Source organism: Candidatus Berkiella aquae, from assembly GCF_001431295.2.
Classification (GTDB): domain Bacteria; phylum Pseudomonadota; class Gammaproteobacteria; order Berkiellales; family Berkiellaceae; genus Berkiella; species Berkiella aquae.
Map to the genome: position 1 here is coordinate 1,277,757 of NZ_LKAJ02000001.1, position 19,329 is coordinate 1,297,085.

At 38.3% G+C, this 19,329-nt stretch carries 14 protein-coding genes; 10 read left to right on the forward strand and 4 right to left on the reverse strand.

Annotated elements, in window-relative coordinates:
* Positions 1–40: 40 nt before the first annotated feature.
* The gene (locus tag HT99x_RS05840) at positions 41–2,803 is read right to left on the reverse strand and encodes an ankyrin repeat domain-containing protein (RefSeq protein ID WP_075066178.1); all 2,763 of its coding nucleotides are present in this window, start codon (positions 2,801–2,803) and stop codon (positions 41–43) included.
* A 285-nt stretch (positions 2,804–3,088) separates the two neighbouring features.
* On the opposite strand from HT99x_RS05840, the gene HT99x_RS05845 reads away from it, so the two are divergent.
* Entirely contained in the window at positions 3,089–3,694 is a 606-nt protein-coding gene (locus HT99x_RS05845) for a redoxin domain-containing protein (RefSeq protein ID WP_075066179.1), read from the forward strand.
* Positions 3,695–4,012: 318 nt separating this feature from the next.
* Complete coding sequence (locus HT99x_RS05850) at positions 4,013–6,046, forward strand: oxidoreductase (protein ID WP_075066180.1); 2,034 nt, start codon at positions 4,013–4,015, stop codon at positions 6,044–6,046.
* Here HT99x_RS05850 and rnt read toward each other — a convergent pair.
* Both rnt and pyrC read right to left on the reverse strand, forming a co-directional pair.
* On the reverse strand, positions 6,009–6,656 hold the full coding sequence (gene rnt, locus HT99x_RS05855) for a ribonuclease T (RefSeq protein ID WP_162254384.1): 648 nt from the start codon (positions 6,654–6,656) through the stop codon (positions 6,009–6,011). The two genes, HT99x_RS05850 and rnt, sit on opposite strands and share 38 nt — an antisense overlap.
* The gene (gene pyrC, locus HT99x_RS05860; protein WP_075066181.1) at positions 6,638–7,672 is read right to left on the reverse strand and encodes a dihydroorotase; all 1,035 of its coding nucleotides are present in this window, start codon (positions 7,670–7,672) and stop codon (positions 6,638–6,640) included. Before pyrC ends, rnt begins: the two co-directional genes overlap by 19 nt.
* Before the next feature lie 70 nt (positions 7,673–7,742).
* On the opposite strand from pyrC, the gene HT99x_RS05865 reads away from it, so the two are divergent.
* Complete coding sequence (locus tag HT99x_RS05865) at positions 7,743–8,624, forward strand: OmpA family protein (RefSeq protein ID WP_075066182.1); 882 nt, start codon at positions 7,743–7,745, stop codon at positions 8,622–8,624.
* Here the strand turns inward: HT99x_RS05865 and HT99x_RS05870 are convergent.
* A complete protein-coding gene (locus HT99x_RS05870) occupies positions 8,613–9,464 on the reverse strand; it encodes an NmrA family NAD(P)-binding protein (RefSeq protein ID WP_075066183.1) in 852 nt (283 codons plus the stop codon). The genes HT99x_RS05865 and HT99x_RS05870 overlap by 12 nt on opposite strands.
* 74 nt (positions 9,465–9,538) lie before the next feature.
* On the opposite strand from HT99x_RS05870, the gene HT99x_RS05875 reads away from it, so the two are divergent.
* The 7 genes from HT99x_RS05875 (at position 9,539) to HT99x_RS05905 (ending at position 19,235) form a co-directional block, all read left to right on the forward strand.
* Positions 9,539–9,976, forward strand: a complete 438-nt coding sequence (locus tag HT99x_RS05875; RefSeq protein WP_075066184.1) for a MarR family transcriptional regulator — start codon at positions 9,539–9,541, stop codon at positions 9,974–9,976.
* 131 nt (positions 9,977–10,107) lie between these two features.
* Positions 10,108–12,570 carry a hypothetical protein gene (locus HT99x_RS05880; RefSeq protein ID WP_075066185.1) on the forward strand — a complete coding sequence of 821 codons (2,463 nt, stop codon included), beginning with the start codon at positions 10,108–10,110 and terminating at the stop codon, positions 12,568–12,570.
* Between the two features lie 31 nt (positions 12,571–12,601).
* Complete coding sequence (locus HT99x_RS05885) at positions 12,602–15,097, forward strand: hypothetical protein (protein ID WP_075066186.1); 2,496 nt, start codon at positions 12,602–12,604, stop codon at positions 15,095–15,097.
* Positions 15,098–15,195: 98 nt separating this feature from the next.
* On the forward strand, positions 15,196–15,684 hold the full coding sequence (locus HT99x_RS05890) for a spore coat protein U domain-containing protein (protein ID WP_075066187.1): 489 nt from the start codon (positions 15,196–15,198) through the stop codon (positions 15,682–15,684).
* Between the two features lie 80 nt (positions 15,685–15,764).
* Positions 15,765–16,451: a fimbrial biogenesis chaperone gene (locus HT99x_RS05895; protein WP_075066188.1), complete on the forward strand. Its 687-nt coding sequence runs from the start codon at positions 15,765–15,767 to the stop codon at positions 16,449–16,451.
* A 10-nt stretch (positions 16,452–16,461) separates the two neighbouring features.
* Positions 16,462–18,768 carry a fimbria/pilus outer membrane usher protein gene (locus tag HT99x_RS05900; RefSeq protein ID WP_075066189.1) on the forward strand — a complete coding sequence of 769 codons (2,307 nt, stop codon included), beginning with the start codon at positions 16,462–16,464 and terminating at the stop codon, positions 18,766–18,768.
* Complete coding sequence (locus HT99x_RS05905; RefSeq protein ID WP_075066190.1) at positions 18,747–19,235, forward strand: spore coat protein U domain-containing protein; 489 nt, start codon at positions 18,747–18,749, stop codon at positions 19,233–19,235. The genes HT99x_RS05900 and HT99x_RS05905 overlap by 22 nt, the downstream gene beginning before the upstream one ends.
* Positions 19,236–19,329 lie beyond the last annotated feature (94 nt).

Consider the following 19,329-nt stretch of genomic DNA (forward strand, 5'->3'; position numbering starts at 1 on the left):
TGATTCCCCCTGATTGCAAACGCATGATCATGTGTATTGCTTAAAATTTCTTCTGACGTTTCTCTGCTTTCTTATCCGTCACCTGGTCTATCACATAGAGCTTTCGCAGTTTATTGGCTTTAGTGCGGATCTCCTGTTGGACACTGCCTGTTGCGCGTAATTTTCCTTTACCCTCGGCGCCCAGTACCTTTATTCTGGCAATATCTATTTTAATCGGTGCTTGATTGGGCATTTTTTGCCAACGGCTTCCAAGCTTTGCCCCTTGTTGGTTATGTCCTTTTTCAGCAATGCTGCGGATCTCATGATAAGTATCTAATTTTTGATCATAAGCTAAATTTAAAAAAGGTAAAAAAGTCGGATCATTATTGGGAATGGTGATAAAAAGCGTTTTTTCAGGAATATAATCACTCACTACCGCAATGGGTGGGGAATAACCATCTAACGGTTTAAAACCATAATATTTGGTTTTAGGTTTTTGAATGGGCTCACTCTCAGAATGAGCTTGTGAAGATTGAGGGGGGCGCGTTTTAATTTTAGGTTTTTTTAGTTCAATCGTCACTTCAGATAACTTTTTGCAAAGCATTTCAGTGTCAGCTGCTTGCGTGCTGGGTGCTGCTTTACTCTCTTTGGGAGAAAGGCTGGCAATAAGTTGTCTGAGTTGCTTGTCACGCTGATTAGAAAGTAAAAAAGCTTTCATAAAATGAATTTCATGCGAATGAGCATCATAGGTTATCAGTTGTGGATTGTCGTATTGATTTAGCACTTGCAAATCAACACGTTCAAGCAATGAGTCGCTTAAAATGCAACGTAATGATTCTCTTTCTCTATCTAAAATGACTTTGCCAAATGGACGCATTTTTATGGAAATAATAGCTGAAAATAGTTCAATTTCATATTGTTCGTATTGGTCACGCAAGGTAATCAATTGTTGATATTTGCTGAAAGTAATTGGGGACAGGTCAACACTAATCGATTGTGTTTGATAGGTGATAAATTGATTTAACAAGGCAATGCTATCTGGTAGCGAAACTAATTCGTGTAGACTATTTAAGATGATAGGGTGCATATCGGCGATATAGTCTGGCATATGATAGTAATTATTTGTCGCTTCTTGCAAGCATTTGAGCGCGTCTTGAATGCAGCCTTGTTTAATATAAGCTGCAATCAGTATGAACAATGTTTTGTGTCTGACATCATTAACTAGTTTCACATCATATTCAACAGATGAGCGGCCTCTTTGAATATCAATGGCTAAACATTTATCAAGTTGTTTTATTGCATGAATTGCGTAATGCAATGTCAGGTGGGATCGGTTAAGTTTTAAATAATCCATGGCAATGAGTGTAGACGCTTTTGCATTGATTTGCATTAAATGGATATACAAAGCAGTATATTGCGGTTTGCTCAATAATGCTTTATGAAGATGAAGCATTGAATTAAGTTGATCATTAAAAAGGTTGGTCATGATAAAACTATGCGAGGTAATGTAATTTTCATCATCATCATCATCAGATTTGATAAGTGAGAAAAGAGAAGATTCGATGAATGTTATATCTTCTCTTAAGGCAGAGAGTATGGTGTAGTTTTTATCTAATGTAATCCTATTCGCAATATCGTGATGCAAAAAATTGATTAAAGCACTACAGGATTTAAAAAAATCTTTTACAATATTTTTTTCTGTAGCCTTGTTTTCAAGTATCTGCATTAATCGTTTTTTATTAGTTGAATAAACACCCCATGTTTGATAAAGCGCACTTTCTAAAGGAGTTACCGAAGAAGAACGGATATTGGGACTGATTATTTGAGGTAATGGTGCTGCCTCAGTTAGTGCTGCAACATCTGGAAGTGTTGCAAATAAACTGATGAGCTCTGGAACGTTCATTTCTACAGCGGCTTGTTTAAGCTGCGCTATTTTAAATCGCCAATGTGGATCGCAAAGCGCCTTTTCGAGTTCTGCCATTTTATAGATTGATCTTTTTTTCCAAGTACCATCGGCTTGTTGTTCACCCACGATCAGAAAAGTTTCTAATGATGGATTAGAGCGAGATAAACCATATAGTGCGAGTATTTCATCTGGCACCCAAGAAATATTGACACCAGCTCCGGCTTCTAATAAAAGAGAGGCGCATAAGCGTTGTTTTGTAGCGGATTCTGAGCTGAAGGATAGTGCAAGTAAAGGGGGTAAATTGGAAGTTGTAAGAAGCGATCGAACAGGGCTGACATTCAATTCAAGTAGGGCTCGAAGAACTTTCTCATTGGCGTCATCTAATACGAGGGAATAAAAGCAGATCCCTTGAGCGCTAGGTATAAATACCATTTGATGAGCACCTCGTTGCAGTAAAGTGATGGTGATCTCATCTACTTTAGATACGAGGGCCTGTTCTAAAAGTATCACGGTATTATAATTGATAAGTTGTGGCCATGTATCCAACAACACATTAACAATAGGGAGTTGTTTATGAACAACCGCGGCTCTCAATATTTTGTTTAGATGGAGATTATCCAAATTTTTCAGCAAATTAATTAAGTAGCGTGCCGAATCTACCTGCCTCTGGCTTAAACATTCTTTTAGCAAAAGGACAGCGTCATCTTGGGTATGGACGGGGTTAAGTTTTTTTTCTTCAATCAAATAACGCAATATATGGGTGTAACCCCTCATTGCAGCAGCAATTAAAGGAGTCAGTTTATTATGCGATAGGTGGGAAGGTAGGTTTGTTTTAGCAAGTGCTTTTTTCAATTGGTTTAAAATGTCTTGTTCAGTCCCTTTTCCCGTTATAATGTTAATTATTGCTTTCGCTTTCATAAAAATTGCTCACCCCAGTGAAAATCCTGACAACTATATCATTCGAACATTAAGTTTTAAATAGTTTGTTTTAAAACTCAATAATATTAAGTTTTATATTTAACTAATTCGTGACGAAAAAGTAGCAATTACTTGTATAGGCAGCAAATCGCGACGGTAACCGACTATCTTATATAGGCATCGCATAGGCAAATAAGAATTGTTCTCAAATGGTAATCTCTAAAGGGGCATGTTAGGATGACAGCAAATTAGTTTAAGTCATGATATGTTTTGAAGGAGAAATAAATGAGCGTTTTAGTTGGTCGTAAAGCCCCTGATTTTACCTGCGCAGCCGTACTCGGTAACGGCGAAATTACGAGTAAATATAAATTTTCTGAAGCTTGCAAAGATAAATACGGTTTAGTCTTTTTCTATCCCCTCGATTTTACCTTTGTTTGCCCTTCTGAATTAATTGCTTTAGATAAGCGCATGAATGAATTCAAAGCACGCAATATTGAAGTGGTTGCTGTCTCTATCGATTCACAATTTTCTCACCATGCATGGCGTAATACCGCGATTAAAGATGGTGGTATTGAAAAAGTAGCTTATGCAATGGCAGCAGACGTTAATCACCGCATTTGCCAAGCTTATGGTGTAGAGCACCCTGAAGTGGGCGTTGCTTTCCGCGCTGCATTTATCATTGATAAAAATGGTATCGTGCGTTCACAAATCGTTAATGATTTACCGATTGGCCGCAATATGGATGAAATTTTACGCATATTTGATGCCATCCAATATCATGAAAATCATGGTGAAGTTTGCCCAGCCGGTTGGAAGAAAGGCGACCAAGGTATGAGAGCGACTTCTGATGGAGTTGCGACGTATCTCGCTGCTAACGCCGAACAACTTTAGTCTTCGCAGGCTGACTCTTCAGCGTTGTTGGCTTCGTTCCTCGCCATCCTCATGTACGACTTGTACACTCGGATGGCGAAATCACTTGCCGCCTAGCTGAAGAGCCATCTGCTGTGACTATAGTCTTCACAGACTGATTCTTCAGCGGTGTTGTTTTCGTTCCTCGCCATCCTCATGTACGACTTGTACACTCGGATGGCGAGATCACTTGCCGCCTAGCTGAAGAGCCATCTGCTGTGACTATAGTCTTCGCAGCAAATTAGATCGGCTGATTCTATCAATATCTTGCTGTCAAAGGGATTTTTGTAAAGGGATGTTATGGTACAAAGCACATTTGCGCATTTGTTAGCACCATTAGATTTAGGATTCACCCAACTCAAGAATCGAGTTGTGATGGGTTCCATGCATACCGGCCTTGAAGAAGCCAAAGACGGTTTCGCTAAAATGGCAGAGTTTTATGCCACTCGAGCACGAGGCAATGTCGCATTAATAGTCACAGGTGGTATTGCGCCAAATCGTGCGGGTTGGGTTGCGCCATTTGCTGCGCGTTTGAGCTCAAAAAGCCAAGTTAACGATCACCAATTAATTACCAGCGCTGTCCATGAAAGTGGCGGGAAAATCGCCATGCAAATTCTGCATGCTGGTCGTTATGGTTATCATCCATTAGCCGTTGGCCCCTCTAGAATTAGAGCACCTATCAATAAATTTACGCCCTGGGCATTAAGTGGCAAAGGCGTGCAAAAAACCATTGATGATTATGTAAATTGTGCCGTGCTTGCCAAAGAAGCAGGGTATGATGGTGTTGAAATCATGGGCTCAGAAGGCTATTTAATTAACGAATTTTTAGTCACTCACACCAATCATCGCAAAGATGAATGGGGCGGGAGTTTCACCAACCGTATGCGTTTTGCCGAAGAAATCGTGAAAAAAACCCGCGAAGCAGTGGGTGAAAAATTTATCATTATTTATCGTTTATCGATGTTAGATTTAATTCCTGATGGAAATTTGCCTGAAGAAACAGCGGCTTTAGCACAAGCTATCGAAGCGGCTGGAGCCACCATTATCAATACCGGGATTGGCTGGCATGAGGTTAGGATCCCAACCATTGCAGCCAAAGTGCCTCGGGCAGCCTTCACTTGGGTGACGCACCAATTGCGCCAAGCGGTGAATTTACCATTAATGACCAGTAATCGTATCAATAACCCTTATGATGCAGAAACCGTGTTGGCACGTAATGATGCTGATTTAATCTCGATGGCACGTCCCTTTTTGGCTGATCCTAATTTTGTGAGAAAAACACAAGAAAATGAGATTGACGCTATCAATACCTGTATTGCTTGTAATCAAGCCTGCCTGGATTATGTTTTTCAGAAAAAACGTGCAACCTGTATGGTGAATCCTTTTGCAGCCTATGAAACAGAATTAGTCGCAACGCCCACTAAAAAAACGAAAAAAATTGCGGTAGTAGGTGCAGGGCCTGCTGGAATGGCTTGTAGTTTGCAAGCAGCGAAACGTGGACATCAAGTGACTTTGTTTGATCAACAAAGTGAAATTGGCGGACAATTTAATTTGGCAAAACGCATTCCGGGCAAACAGGAATTTTTTGAAACTCTGCGCTATTTCAGTCATCAACTCCCTAAAGCGGGGGTCAATCTTCAATTGAACACAGCAGTAGATGCCTCCATGTTATTAGATGGCGCTTTTGATCATGTGGTACTGGCAACGGGTATTACACCGCGCATGCTGCAGATCCCAGGTAGTAGCCATCCTAAAGCCGTTACTTACATCGATGTCCTTCAAGGCAAAGTGGTGGTGGGTGATAAAGTCGCTATCATTGGTGCAGGCGGCATTGGTTTCGATGTGGCGGAGTTTTTATCGCATGCCGATGCTAATCATCCCAGCATTGAAATTAAAGATTTCCTAGCGTATTGGGGAATCGATCCCAACAATGCGGTGAGAGGTGGGGTTGCTAATATTCAACCGATTGATATTCCTTCTAAACGTGAAATTTATTTATTACAGCGAAAAAATGAAAAATTGGGTGCCCGTCTAGGCAAAACCACAGGCTGGATCCACCGCACAGAATTAAAACGGAAAAAAGTTCGGATGTTTGCGGGCGTTGAGTACCAAAAAATTGATGATGAGGGCTTACATATTGTTGTTGATGGTAAAACACAAGTGCTAGCGGTTGATCATGTTGTGATTTGTGCAGGCCAGTTGCCCCTCAAGACACTTTACGAACCATTACAAGGTAAAGTGCCTGTTTCATTAGTGGGAGGCGCTGAATTGGCTTTAGAACTAGATGCTACCCGTGCTATACGTCAGGGAACGGAGCTTGCTCTGGCTCTGTAGTGATTTTCCATTGGTTGACGATATGGCAAAACAATTCTGCGGTGCGCTGTGCATCGTATAAAGCGGAATGGGCCTCTTCACTGTCATAGGGGATATTGGCAGCGCCTAAGGCTTTGGAAAGCACCGTTTGACCAAACGCAAGGCCACCTAAAGTCGCTGTATCAAAACTGGTAAAGCGATGAAAGGGATTTTTTACCATATGGCTGCGTGCCATCGCAGCATTTAAAAAATGTTGATCAAACCATGCATTATGGCCGACTAGTACAGCTCGTTGGCATTCATTCTTTTTACAAGCCTGGGTAATTTTTATACAAAGATCTTTCATGGCGTCTTTTTCGTCAATCGCAAAACGCAACGGATAGAGGGGATCGATTTTATTAAAGGCGAGGGATTTTGGATCTAAATTCGCATTTTCAAATGGCAAAATATGGTAATGAAATTCTTCTGCGGGGAAAACGAATCCTTGCTCATTCATTTCAATAGTAATAGCAGCTAATTCAAGCAAAGCATCTTTTTTAGGTTCTAAGCCACCGGTTTCCACATCAATGACAACGGGTAAAAAACCTCGAAAACGCTTTTTAATAAGGTGATTTATCGAATCGCTTTCCACGTTAATGTTTCTCCGGCTAAAAAGGGGATAAGCTTTTCTTCACCAAAAGGTAAATCATTTGGCATAACCCAGGTGGATTTTGTTAGGGTAATTTTATCGGTATTAATTGGCAAGCCATAAAAAGCAGGGCCAAAACGACTGGCAAAATTTTCTAGTTTATCTAAAGCATTGGCTTGTTCAAAGGCGGTTGCATAAAGCTCAATGGCAGAATAGGCGCTGTAAATACCGGCACAACCGCATGCTGCTTCCTTTTTCGATTGCGCATGAGGCGCGCTATCGGTCCCTAAGAAGAATTTTGGGTTGCCGCTGGTAGCGGCTTGCAGTAAAGCTTGTTGATGAAGCTTTCGTTTTAAAATCGGTAAACAAAAATGATGAGGTTTAATACCGCCAACCAGCATATCATTTCTATTTAATAATAAATGATGAGGGGTAATGGTTGCTGCAACATTCGCTGGCGCTTGCGTAACAAATTCAACCGCATCCTGGGTAGTAATATGCTCTAATACGATTTTGAGCGTTGGATAACGTTCGACAAGATGAAGCAAATGGCTTTCAATAAAGACGCGCTCTCGGTCAAAGATATCAACCGCTGGATCATTCACTTCACCATGAATTAATAAAGGCAGCCCTAATTCAGCCATGGCTTCAAAAACAGCATGACATTTTTCAAGTGAAGTCACACCGGCATGTGAATGCGTTGTAACGCCGGCAGGATATAATTTACAGCCAAAAATAATGCCAGATTTTTTCGCAGCTTGAATGGTTTGAACCGGGGTCTCGTCGGTTAAATAAAGTACCATTAGGGGGGTAAAGGGATTATGACTGGGTACCTCTTCCATAATCCTTTGGCAATAATCACTTGCCATTTCAACGGTGGTTACCGCAGGAACGAGATTGGGCATCACAATGGCTCGTCTAAATTGTGTTGCGATATCGGGCACCGTAGTACTTAGTGCGGCTCCATCTCGCAGATGGCAATGCCAGTCATCTGGATAAATAATCTCTATCGATTGCATAAAGTGTCATAGCCTTTGGTCGATGTTAAATGCGGTACTCGAATTTTGATAGATAAGGATAGTGGGCCTTATGCCATCTCCCAAGTTTGTGGCTATTGTAGCGCCAACTCTTCTCTTTAGCCTAGTCCTTGGGCTAAAGGCGGAAGAGTTTGAAGCTAACAGCGCGAATTCCCGCTGGCAGACTATCACAAATAAAATTGAATGTACCCTCACGCATTCTATTCCTGGCTATGGCAAAGCCATTTTCAATCAAACCAACGGTGGTAAACAGCAATTTGCTTTAGAATCGATTTTAGGACGTCAACATAAAGGTAGTGCACAAATTGTCGTTTATCCTCAAGAATGGAAGTGCGACACGGATCCGGTTTTGTTAGTAGAAGTTCCTCTCACGGTGGGAACCGAACCCGTTACACTTAAAAAAAATACGGTCTATCAATTATTAGCTGCATTACGTAATGGGCAATCTGCTGCCTTTGTGATGAAACCGCAAGATGCCGCTTTTGAAAAACAATGTACCGGTGATGATAAAATTATGCTAAGTGCCGTAGGATTTCAAAAAGCGTATAAAACCTATCTTAAATGTATCGATAATATGGTGCCAGATTCTTTTGCCGAATTGAAAGAAACGGAAATTTATTTTGAGAGTGGCAGTACCATATTATCCCGCGATGCTGAAGCGCAACTCAATGAAATTAAAGAATACATTTTGGCTGATGGCAAAATTCGCCGCATTGATGTCACAGGGCATTCCGATCGCAAAGGGGATTACATCAGTAACATGCATATGGCCAATAAACGCATGTGGGCAGTGAAAGATTATTTAGTGTTTGCAGGCATTAAACCCGAGCTTTTTACCTTAAAAGGCTACGCCGATAGAATGCCCATTGCGCCTAATAAAACAGCAGAAGGAAGAGCAAAAAATCGGCGTGTTGTGATAAAATTATATCATTAGCCAATCTTGTAGTGACTTGGCTGGTTTTCCCATCACCTTTTCGAAATCAGGTGATATTCTAGCATAACCTAAATGTTCCTCTTTTACCGCCTCGTACATACCTGACATTGCTGATGCTAATGAAACCGGTAAACCGATTTTTTGCAACTGTTGGATGTAATCAGCCGAAGTGCCTGGTCGATAATTAACCTCCTTTGAGAATTTTTTAGATAAAAGGGTCGCAACCTCAAAATAGGTATAAGCTTGGGAGCCAGTTAATTCATACGTTTTATTTTGGTGCTTATTCGGTTCGAGCAACACTTTTACCGCAAAGGATGCAATATCTTCTCTTGAGATAAAAGCGACTTTGCCATTATGAGCAGGTAGGGTGAAATTTCCATCGGTCAATTTGGCTAATAAAGGAACCAGATCGGCATATAAATTATTGCGTAATAGGGTATAGGTTATCCCGCTTTGCTTTAATAAATATTCTGTTTTGGCATGCGCTTTACTCAATGCAAACGGTGAATCTTCTGCGATATCAATAAAACTGGTATACACAATATGCTTAACGCCCATGCGAGTTGCCGCTTCAATCACATTCTGTTGTTGTTGCATTCTCGCTGGTAGTGGGCCATCAACTGAAATAAAGAATAAAGTTTGAATGTCTTTCAAGCCTTTTTCTAGAGAGTGGGTATCATTAAAATCAATACATCGAACTTGATTGTTGGCAGCAATCAATGTTTGTGCTTTATTCATATCACGAACACTGACAATAAATTGTTTCTGCAAATGTAATTGATTTAATTGTTCAATTAATTGCCTACCTAAACGGCCATTGCCACCTGTGATTAATAGCATTTTTAACTCCCCCTTTTTTTTAAATTATGATAAATTGTCAACCTACGATGACATTATGGAGTTGGGAGGTAATTATGTCAACCATTGTTGACAAAAAGGATTTTTTAGTAAGTAATTTAAAAGGCTTACTTCAGGAGAAATTATGGTTATTGGAGCAGCGCTTACAAGAAAAACGAAATCTAACACCTTATCAAGAATTAACCGATGCACAATCCCGTATTTTGGCTACCTTACGAGGAGAATCCTTAACTATTTCTGAAATTGCTCGTCGTTTAAATGTGTCTCGCCAAGCGGTACATAAACTGATCTCCCAGTTAATTGATAAAGGTTTATTGGCGCTTGAAGCTATCCCTGATAATAGTCGCGATAAGCAGGTGGTTTTCACACCCGAAGGTGAAGCCTTAAAGAAGGCAGCTTTTAAGGCACTTCAAGAATTAGAACAAGAAGTTGAAGAGGCTCTCGGTGCCAAAAACTTTGCACTTTTGAAGTCGCTACTGAAAAAGGAGTGGTAATCCTATTGCTTCCCTGAATATGCACGATTTCATTGAAAAGTGAACTTTTTCCTTTATAAACAGTCACTCTAATAACACGGGAAAATCACCGTGCCCATAGATAAAGGCTATGGTGTGATAAGGAGTGGCATATGCCAGAGATAGCGAGAAGAAGGACTATAAAAAAAACAGAAAAAGATAGCAGCGAAAAAGATAAGCGTTTAGACCAAAAAGTTCATCAGATAATAGAAATTATTAAAAATGATCGATTTATTAAAATTAATCTTTGGAGAGTGTTGAGAAATAAAGAAGTGATAGAGCATTTGTTTAAAAATAATGCTGAGTCATTAAAAAAAGTTTTAGATGAAACACATAAAAAACATTTTAAAGAAGATGGTTCTTCAAAAAAATATCAATCATCAATGTTTATGCTTTTAGCTTTTATAGAGGGTTATATCTCTAAACATGAAGATGTAAAAAATCAGATAAAAGACGATTGGGAACTCAATAAACATTTGTTTGCCGAGTTTGCACAAACTGGACAAATTTTACCCGGTGAAGTTATTTATGATTTGTTTGACTCTCATAACATGCCCATGTCTGAAAATGAAAATTCTCTCGCCAGTACGCTTTCGTTGTTCAAAAGAACGGCGATTGTTTTAGGCTTTGATAATGTCACCTTAGGTGTTAAAGATAATAAAAAAGAAGATAAAATGGCTGTTACTATTGGTGATAATACTTATAAAATGGGTATTTCTGGCTCGTCACCCAAAGGCTCCGTAAAATGGTTAAATAGATATCTTGATGAATATATTCGCAAGCACGCTCAAGATGAAGACGTGTCATCTTTTTTAAAAATAGCAGAAGCAACGAAATTTTTTACAAATCATCACAATCAATATGGTTCTAGCCAAGCATTTTACGATAGATATAAAAAAGGCGAACTAACCTATATGACATCAGGTTGTAATACACCACCTCATGCAGTTGGAATTGCAATACAGGGTGATTATTTAATCTATTGCAATCGTGGGCACGGTTTGCTCGATGTTAATCAAGGCACCAAAATATATAAATTAAAAAAACAGCTTGATCTTGAAACGATTAGAAAAATAAATGGAGCATTTTACACTTCAAATTCAACCATTCAAGATCTTCATAATGTATTAAATAATGTTGTCGAACTCAATAATCCTATTGTTTCACTTCCTTCTAAAGGTCAAGAACATGGTAACTGTGCTTTTGCTAATCCCAAAGCGGCTACGCGAGCAATGTTGGTATTGTTGCAGAATAATGGAGGTGACGAAGAAAATATAAAAAGAATAGTAAATTCGCCAGATAAAGCCTATGAGAAATCTTATAAAGACTTCACCAAACATATTCGCGATACAAATGTAGATGAGCTTATTGCAGCGGCAAATGCTCCTAATACACCTGAGGCAGAACAAATTTTATTTAAGTTAATTAAAGAATGTCTTTTTAGAGGCAGTTTAGCCAATACAAGAACAGAAGTAAAAACAAAAGATAATGAAGAGAGATTGCTCAAATTATGGGATGGTTTACCTGATAAAATGAAAAATGAACTGGCGAAGGATAAAGAAACAGAGTTATTCATTGGGCATTTGAGCGATGAAGAAAATGTTAAATTTCATGTTCTGACTAATCAAACTGATAATATCGCAGCAATGGCAAGATTTAATAATATCGATACCGATAAAGTTTTTGAGTATGCGATAAAATGGAATCGTATTGATATGTTAAAATCGTTATTGAATTCTGATCTCGAAGCAGTAACCGTTAATCCAGGAAACAATATTATTACTGCACGATTGATTTGCGGCAAAGAATTTATAGAAGATTATGTTAATAAAATTGATTCAGAGCGAGGGATTCTTAATCTACTTAATAAAATAGACATAAACTGGGTGCGTGATAATGATCGAGTTGCTGAGGTTGATAAACTTATGTCATTAGTGCGTGCTAATGAACATGGCAAATCGGATAATGTAGAAAGACTCATAGGTATTGTTTTAAAACTGATAAATCAAGAAAATAAGCCATCAAACACCGCAGAGGGTACTGCACAATCAATACCCCGTATCAAGGAAATGTATAATATTGAACGAAATACTGTTTTTGCTAAGAGAGATATATTGCCTTCGATACGTCGGAATGCACAGCAAAATATAGAAAATCCAGTGAGACAGCGGCAGATTACTGTCCTTCAATCAATGGTTAACGAAACGGCAGCTGCGAGTTCCTACGTTCGTGGACAACATAATTTTCAATTATATTGTACCCTACGATATATGATTGAAGATATAAAGCGTGAAAATAATAAGCTACCTTCCGCGATGGAAAAAGTCTGCAACTTACTCATATCACGAATGGAAAAGGATCCTACAATAATGAAAGAAATTAAGGAAGAATATGCTTACCGTTGTGGTCAAGCTAGAATTACGCCTCTTCCCGATAACAATATTAAGAATATTCAAGGAGAGCATTTGAAACAAGTTGCAGGAGAGACACTTGTCGGCATAGTTCAATACATAAAAAATGGAAAAAAACCTAGAACACCAACTGAGACATCAACCAATCGCAAAAAATTAGATTGAACTTATTATGAAAAATGATGAGGAAAGAAGCATGTCATGGCTATTGGCGAAAAGGAAGATAGTAAGAGGGATCGTAGAAACAAATGAAGCCAAGACGAATCGTCGTCTAGACAAGAAAGCCGCTCATATATTGAATCTTATAGAAAAAGATCAAGCTAATTTTTTTAATCTGAGAATCCTTGATAGCAAAACATTCTTAGAACATTTATTTAAAGATGATGCTAAGTTATTTAAAGAAATCTTAAATAAAATACACGAAAAACATTTTAAAGAAGATGAAAATCCAATTAAATATCATAGGCTTATGCAACTAATCTATTTTTACATGTATTGGCATATAAGAAAAAATGAAGAAATTAAAAATCAACTTAAAGACAATCCTGAATTAAATAAGCGTTTGTTTGCTGAATGGGGTGATGTCAGTGTTACTGCTCAAAATGTAAATTATGATATTTTTGACACACATAATGTCAATGATTCAAGTTCATTTGCCAATGCCTTGTCTTTGTTTAGAAGAACGGCTATCGTGTTAGGTTTTGATGGTGTTACTTTAGGCTTTAGTGAAAGCGGGAACGATAAACTAGCGGTACCCATTGGTAATGATACTTATAATATCAGTATTTCAGGTTCAGCACCTAGGCCGTCAGTGCAATGGTTAACTAAATATCTTCGTGACTATATTCAGATTCATGGTTCTGATAGTTCAAAGTCTCAAGAAATTGCACATTTTCAAAAAGTAACTGAAGCAATGACTTTTTTTACTCGTCATTACGGCAAAGCCGGTTCTAGTAAAACATTTTACGATAGATGTAAAAAAGGTGAATTAACCTATATGACATCAGGTTGTAATGACCCACCCCATGCCGTTGGAGTTGCAATACAAGGAGAGTATTTAATTTATTGCAATCGTGGTTATGGTCTGCTTGATGAACATGCAGGCACTAAAATATATAAACTAAATGGTCCCATTGATGCTGAAACAATCAGAAAAATTATCAGGGCATTTAACAATAGTAAATCCACCATAGAAGATCTTCACGAAACATTAAATCGGGTCGTTGATCTCGCTAGTCCTATTGCTTCTCTTCCTTCAAAAAGCCAAGAACATGGTAATTGTGCTTTTGCCAATCCTAAAGCGACTATAGAAGGCATGTTGGTTTTATTACAAAATGGTAAAGGGGATGAGCAAAATATCAGAAAGATAGTCAATGCTTCTGATAAAACCTATGAAAAATCGTATAAAAATTTAACAAAGCATATTCGCGATGCCAATGTGAATGAAATTATTATTGCTGCGCATATGGCTAGCACACCGCAAACACAGCAATTTTTGTTAAAATTGATTAAAGAATGCATTATTAGAGGGGGGATGGCAAAAACAAGAACAGAATTGAAAACCATGGGTAATGCCAATAGGCTCCTTCATTTATGGGAGGGAATACCGGATAAAATGAGAAATGATCTTATCAATGATAACGATATTCAGCAGTTCATGAAAAGAGCTGAAGGAGTAAAATTTTCTATTGTTACAAATCAAAAATTTACACAAGAAAGATTAGACAATATGTCTTTATCTGAAATCCATAATATATTAAATCATGCAATAAAATGGGATCGTGTTGATATCATAAAATCGTTATTGAATTCAGATGCTATCCATGATTATGAAGCGAAGAATCAATATTTGCAAACGGCTATCACAGCACGATTGATTTGCGATAACGAATTTATAGAAAATTACGTAGATAAAGCGATAGAAAAATATGACACGCCAGAGGAAGGTATTAAGACTTTACTTCGTCGTATTGAAATATTATCCAGACCTCCAAAAGAAATTGATCAAATGGTTGCTGGTATTGAAAAAGTCATTTCTTTAGTCAACGACAAAGGGTATGCTAATTCTATAGAAGTAAAAGAACTTTTAGATAAAGTTTCAGCTAATCTCAATCACACACCATTAGCTCAATCAGCTGAATTGCCAAAAAAACCGCCAATAGGATTAGCCGTTAGCTCCTTGGAATCTCAACCTATGATTAGAGAAATGTATAATCATGAACGTAATGCCTCCCTGACTAAGAGAGGTTTACTCTCCTATTTTGCTCGCAATACAGAGCAAAATAGTGGAATTTTAAAAGAAAATCCTGCGAGAACGCAACAGATTGATGCGCTGCAGAAACTGGTTGATAGTGCTAACACTGCTTCCAGTGAAGAAAAAGGGAAACGCCATCTTGAACTTTATTGTGCGTTACGTTATATGGATGAAATGATTAAAAATGAAAAAAATAAACTTCCTTCTGCATTGGCAAAAGTGTGCAAATCTCTCATTTCTCGAATAGAAAATGATGGGGCCTTGAATAAAGAAATAATGAAAGCTTATTGTCAAAAAACGAATCTTCCATTCAATGACACCATGACGATTAGTCATATACAAAATAATCATTTGAACGAGATGGCAGAGGCTGTGCTAAATACAAAGAATGATCAATCTAAAGTCAAAGCTGAGCGTTCCATATCCCCCGGCCATTAGTATGGCGAATAATCATAAATTCTGATATTTCTTTACGATTTTGAAATATTACTTATAATAAAATGACAGATATGATCAGTAGCAATAGGGATGTTGCAGTGAAGCAATCATTAAAAAACAAGAGCTGCTTAGCTTTTTTTGCTATGATATCATCATGCTGCCATGCAGCAACCAACACCACCACCTTTAATGTTACCGCCACTGTGGCAGCTAATTGCTCAATCTCTGCGAATACCTTAGCTTTTGGTGCCTATAATCCTTTGAGTGCACCGACAGACTCAACCACGGATATTACAATTACCTGTACCAATGGCTCAGGATATAATGTGGGCTTGAATGCTGGTACAACAGCCGGTGGTACGGTAACTAATCGCCTAATGGCAAATGGGGCGAATACCTTAGGGTATGGTCTGTATCAAAACAGTGGTCGAACTATCAATTGGGGAGATACCATCGGTACCGATACCGTCTCGGGTACTGGAAATGGTGGTGCTCAGACGCTAACTGTCTATGGTAGGATCCCCTCCGCGCAATATGTTCCCCCCGGCTCTTATAGCGACACGATTACCATTACCGCTACTTTTTAAGAAATAATGAGCATTTTTTGTTGAGCTGTTTGTATAGCTTAAAAAAATTATGATTAGAATGCCCTATTTGGGATATTCTAATGATAAAGCGTAAGTTAGCATTACTATTATTGGTGTGTAGTACTCTTTCCCCAAAAATAGAAGCTGCCCTTGTGAATTTGAATCCGGTTAATTTGAATTTCTATCCTGGCCATTCGATTGAAGCTCTAGAAATAACCAATGAAGATGACAATCCGATCGCTTTGCAGATTGATGCAAAAAATTGGCAACAAGATAAAAAGGGTGTAGATAAATATTCCTCAACGGAAGATTTATTGATAACCCCTCATTTATTTACAATCGCACCCAATCAAACACAACTTGTTAGAATATCTTTATTAAATAACCCCGTTATATCAAAAGAACGATGCTATCGCTTAATTATTCGCGAAATTTTACCAATACAATCAGTAAAAAAAGTAGAAAATAGGAATTTAAAAATCACCTTACAAATGTTATTGCCCATATTTGTTAATAATACAGCCAGCCAGCCTATCTATAGCTGGTCATTCAAGGAAGCAGGCAATAAATCGCTGGTAGAAATTGCGAATAAAGGTGACAACCATATATTAGTAACGTCCCTTTCATTCGTCGATAATGAAGATACAATAGTGTTCGAACAAAGTGGTTTATTTGCTTATATACTCCCTGGCGCAAGTCATCAATTTAAAATGGAACTTCCCAAAGAGGTGTTAAAAAATAAAGCATTGAGTTTGCAGTTAATATAATAAAATGTAAATGATGCTAAGAAATTTTAGCCTATTCATCATTCTGGCGATACCCTTGGGGGAATTATGGGCAAATAATGAAGTTGCCACCTCAGAGCTTTTAGTCGAGCTTTATTGTAATGGGACCAATACAACCAGTATCGTACAGCTACTCAAAGATCGTGAGAACAAAATATGGGTTACAGATTCTTCTTTAAAGGCTTGTAATGTTCCTGAGCCTTATAGTCAAACTAAAATATATAAGGAAAAAACCTATTATTCACTTTCAGAAATGAAAAACACGCTTTTTCTTTATGATGCCAATGAGTTAACGTTAAATATTTTGGTCCCGTCATCATTAAGGCCGTCACAAACCATTGATTTAAATCCTTTGAATCCCACCCGATTACGCCCAGAATTACCCGGAGTGTATGTTAATTATGATCTGAGTTTACAGCATGAACAAATTGAAAATGTTAATGCATTTTTGGGGATGACGGATTTTGTTTTTTTTAATCCATTAGGCGTTGGTAATACCAATTTTATAACGGAAATATCGGATGATCAATCTTCCATTGTTAGACTCAATACAACCTGGACGTTGGACAAACCAGAAAATATGACGGTTTGGCGTGTGGGAGATTCAACTAGTGGCACAACTATCTGGACGGGGCTTGTGCATTTTGCCGGTATTCAATATGCAACCAATTTTGCGACACAACCCCGATTTATTCCTTTTCCCTTACCTGGATTTAAAGGGCAAGCGATTATCCCATCCACCGTCAACTTCTACCTCGATAACCAGCTGCAAAATAGTCAACAATTGACGCCAGGCGCTTTTGAAATTGATGGCCTACCGATTGTGACGGGCGCTGGAAATATTGTTGTGCAAACCAAAGATATTTTAGGCAGAGAAACGGTGGCAACTATACCTTATTACGTCAGTACGCAGCTTTTGCGCCCAGGCCTTATGAGCTTTTCATATGAAGCCGGTTTGGTTAGGAACAATTTTGGTGTGAATAGCAATGATTATAGTGATGCTTTCATGGTAGGCACTTTCCAGAAAGGAATATCTGATCACTGGACAACAGGATGGCACGGCGAATTATTTGCCGATCAACAAACCATTGGAATTAATAATAGTTATTTACTGAATCATTGGATGCAACTGGATTTTTCAGTGGCAGGTAGTTTATTCCATGGAACACCAGGTGCACTATTATTGGCGGGTTTAGGCAGAAATGCTAGAACTTATAATGTGGGTTGTCAAATAATCGCTACAACGAAAGATTTTAGACAAATTGGATTGCAAGAAGATGCTTTATCGCCCTCTACCTTGATACAATCGATTGCCAGTTATAATTCAATATTAGGGACAACAGGAATAAGCTATACCAGTAGAATTGGTCGTTCTGATCCGAACATTTATTTACTGACGGCAAGTTATAATAAAACAATTTATCATAATATATTTATGGTAACGAATTTTATACATCAGGGAGGTGAAATCAAGAATAATAGTTATTTTGTAGGTTTGGTTTATTCACCTAGTAGCGATTATACCGCGTCACTTAATTACGAAAATGACGGATTCAGAAATGGTGCCTCCTTTAGTTTTAGTAAAAATTTGCCCACCGATCCTGGATATGGTTATCGTTTCTTTGGATCAACCGGTGTCAATTCAATTCTTGAATTTGATTTGGCATTACAAACAGAATATGGACTTTATCAAGGGATGTTTTCCCAGATTGAAGGAACACAAAATGTAGAATTAGATGCCAGTGGTAGCATTGTTCGTTATGTAGGCAATACGTTTTTTACCAGGCGGATTGATAACGGATTTATTGTGGTTGATCTTGATCATATTGCTGATATTCCCATCTATAAAAGTAATCAACTGATTAATCGAACCGATAGTCGAGGTGTTGCCTTCATTCCTCAAGCATTACCTTATGATGAAAATATGATTAGCATTAATCCTGTAGAACTTCCGCTGGATGTGGATATTGAACAGACTAAAGCCGATGTTTATCCATATTATCGCAGTGGGGCCTACCTCAAATTCCCTATTTCAAGAATATATACCATTGATTTCAATTTAATGACTTCAAATCGCAAAGTGCCACCGCCAGGGGCGATGCTTATTTTAGATCAAGGCGGTGAATATTTGGTTGGATATGAAGGGGCAGTGCAAATTAGCTCAAAAGAATGTTTAGAAGCTATTTCAGGCACCGTTTATTGGCATGAGCATCAATGTCGTTTTTCATCTGTTGCTTTAGAGCGTGGTAATCCGATGATTCAGCTAGGAACACTGATATGCAATATGGTTCGGCACTAAAAATAGTTGTCTTAATGATTCTACTGTTACCCAAAATAGGAGGGGCTACGTGTCTTGGACTAGGTTGTAATTGTACGATTGGTGCTTCAGGCGTTAGCTTTGGTAGCTATAACCCGCTTTCTGCTTCGCCCAATAATTCGACAGGAAGTATGTCAGTGACTTGTAGTGCACTGGTTTTGGGTTTGCTGGTGGGATATGAGATGCAGCTTTCTACGGGTAGTGGCAGCTATGCAACACGAAAAATGCAAAGTGGTGCAAATCAATTAAATTATAACTTATATACAGATGCTGCTAGAACGCTCATTTGGGGGGATGGTTCAGGGGGAACACAGACTGTTTCAGATAGTTATTTACTGATGATAAGCCCAACTGTCACCAACTATACTGTCTATGGAAGAATTCCTGCATTACAAAATGTAATGACGGGGAGTTACAGCGATAGCATTATTGCATCCGTTATTTTTTAGCAAACAGTTCGAATAATTTTGCGTTTCTCAGCAATTGTCTTATACGGCTGCTAGTAAAGCTATGTTAGAATCAGGTAATTTTACCACAAAATAG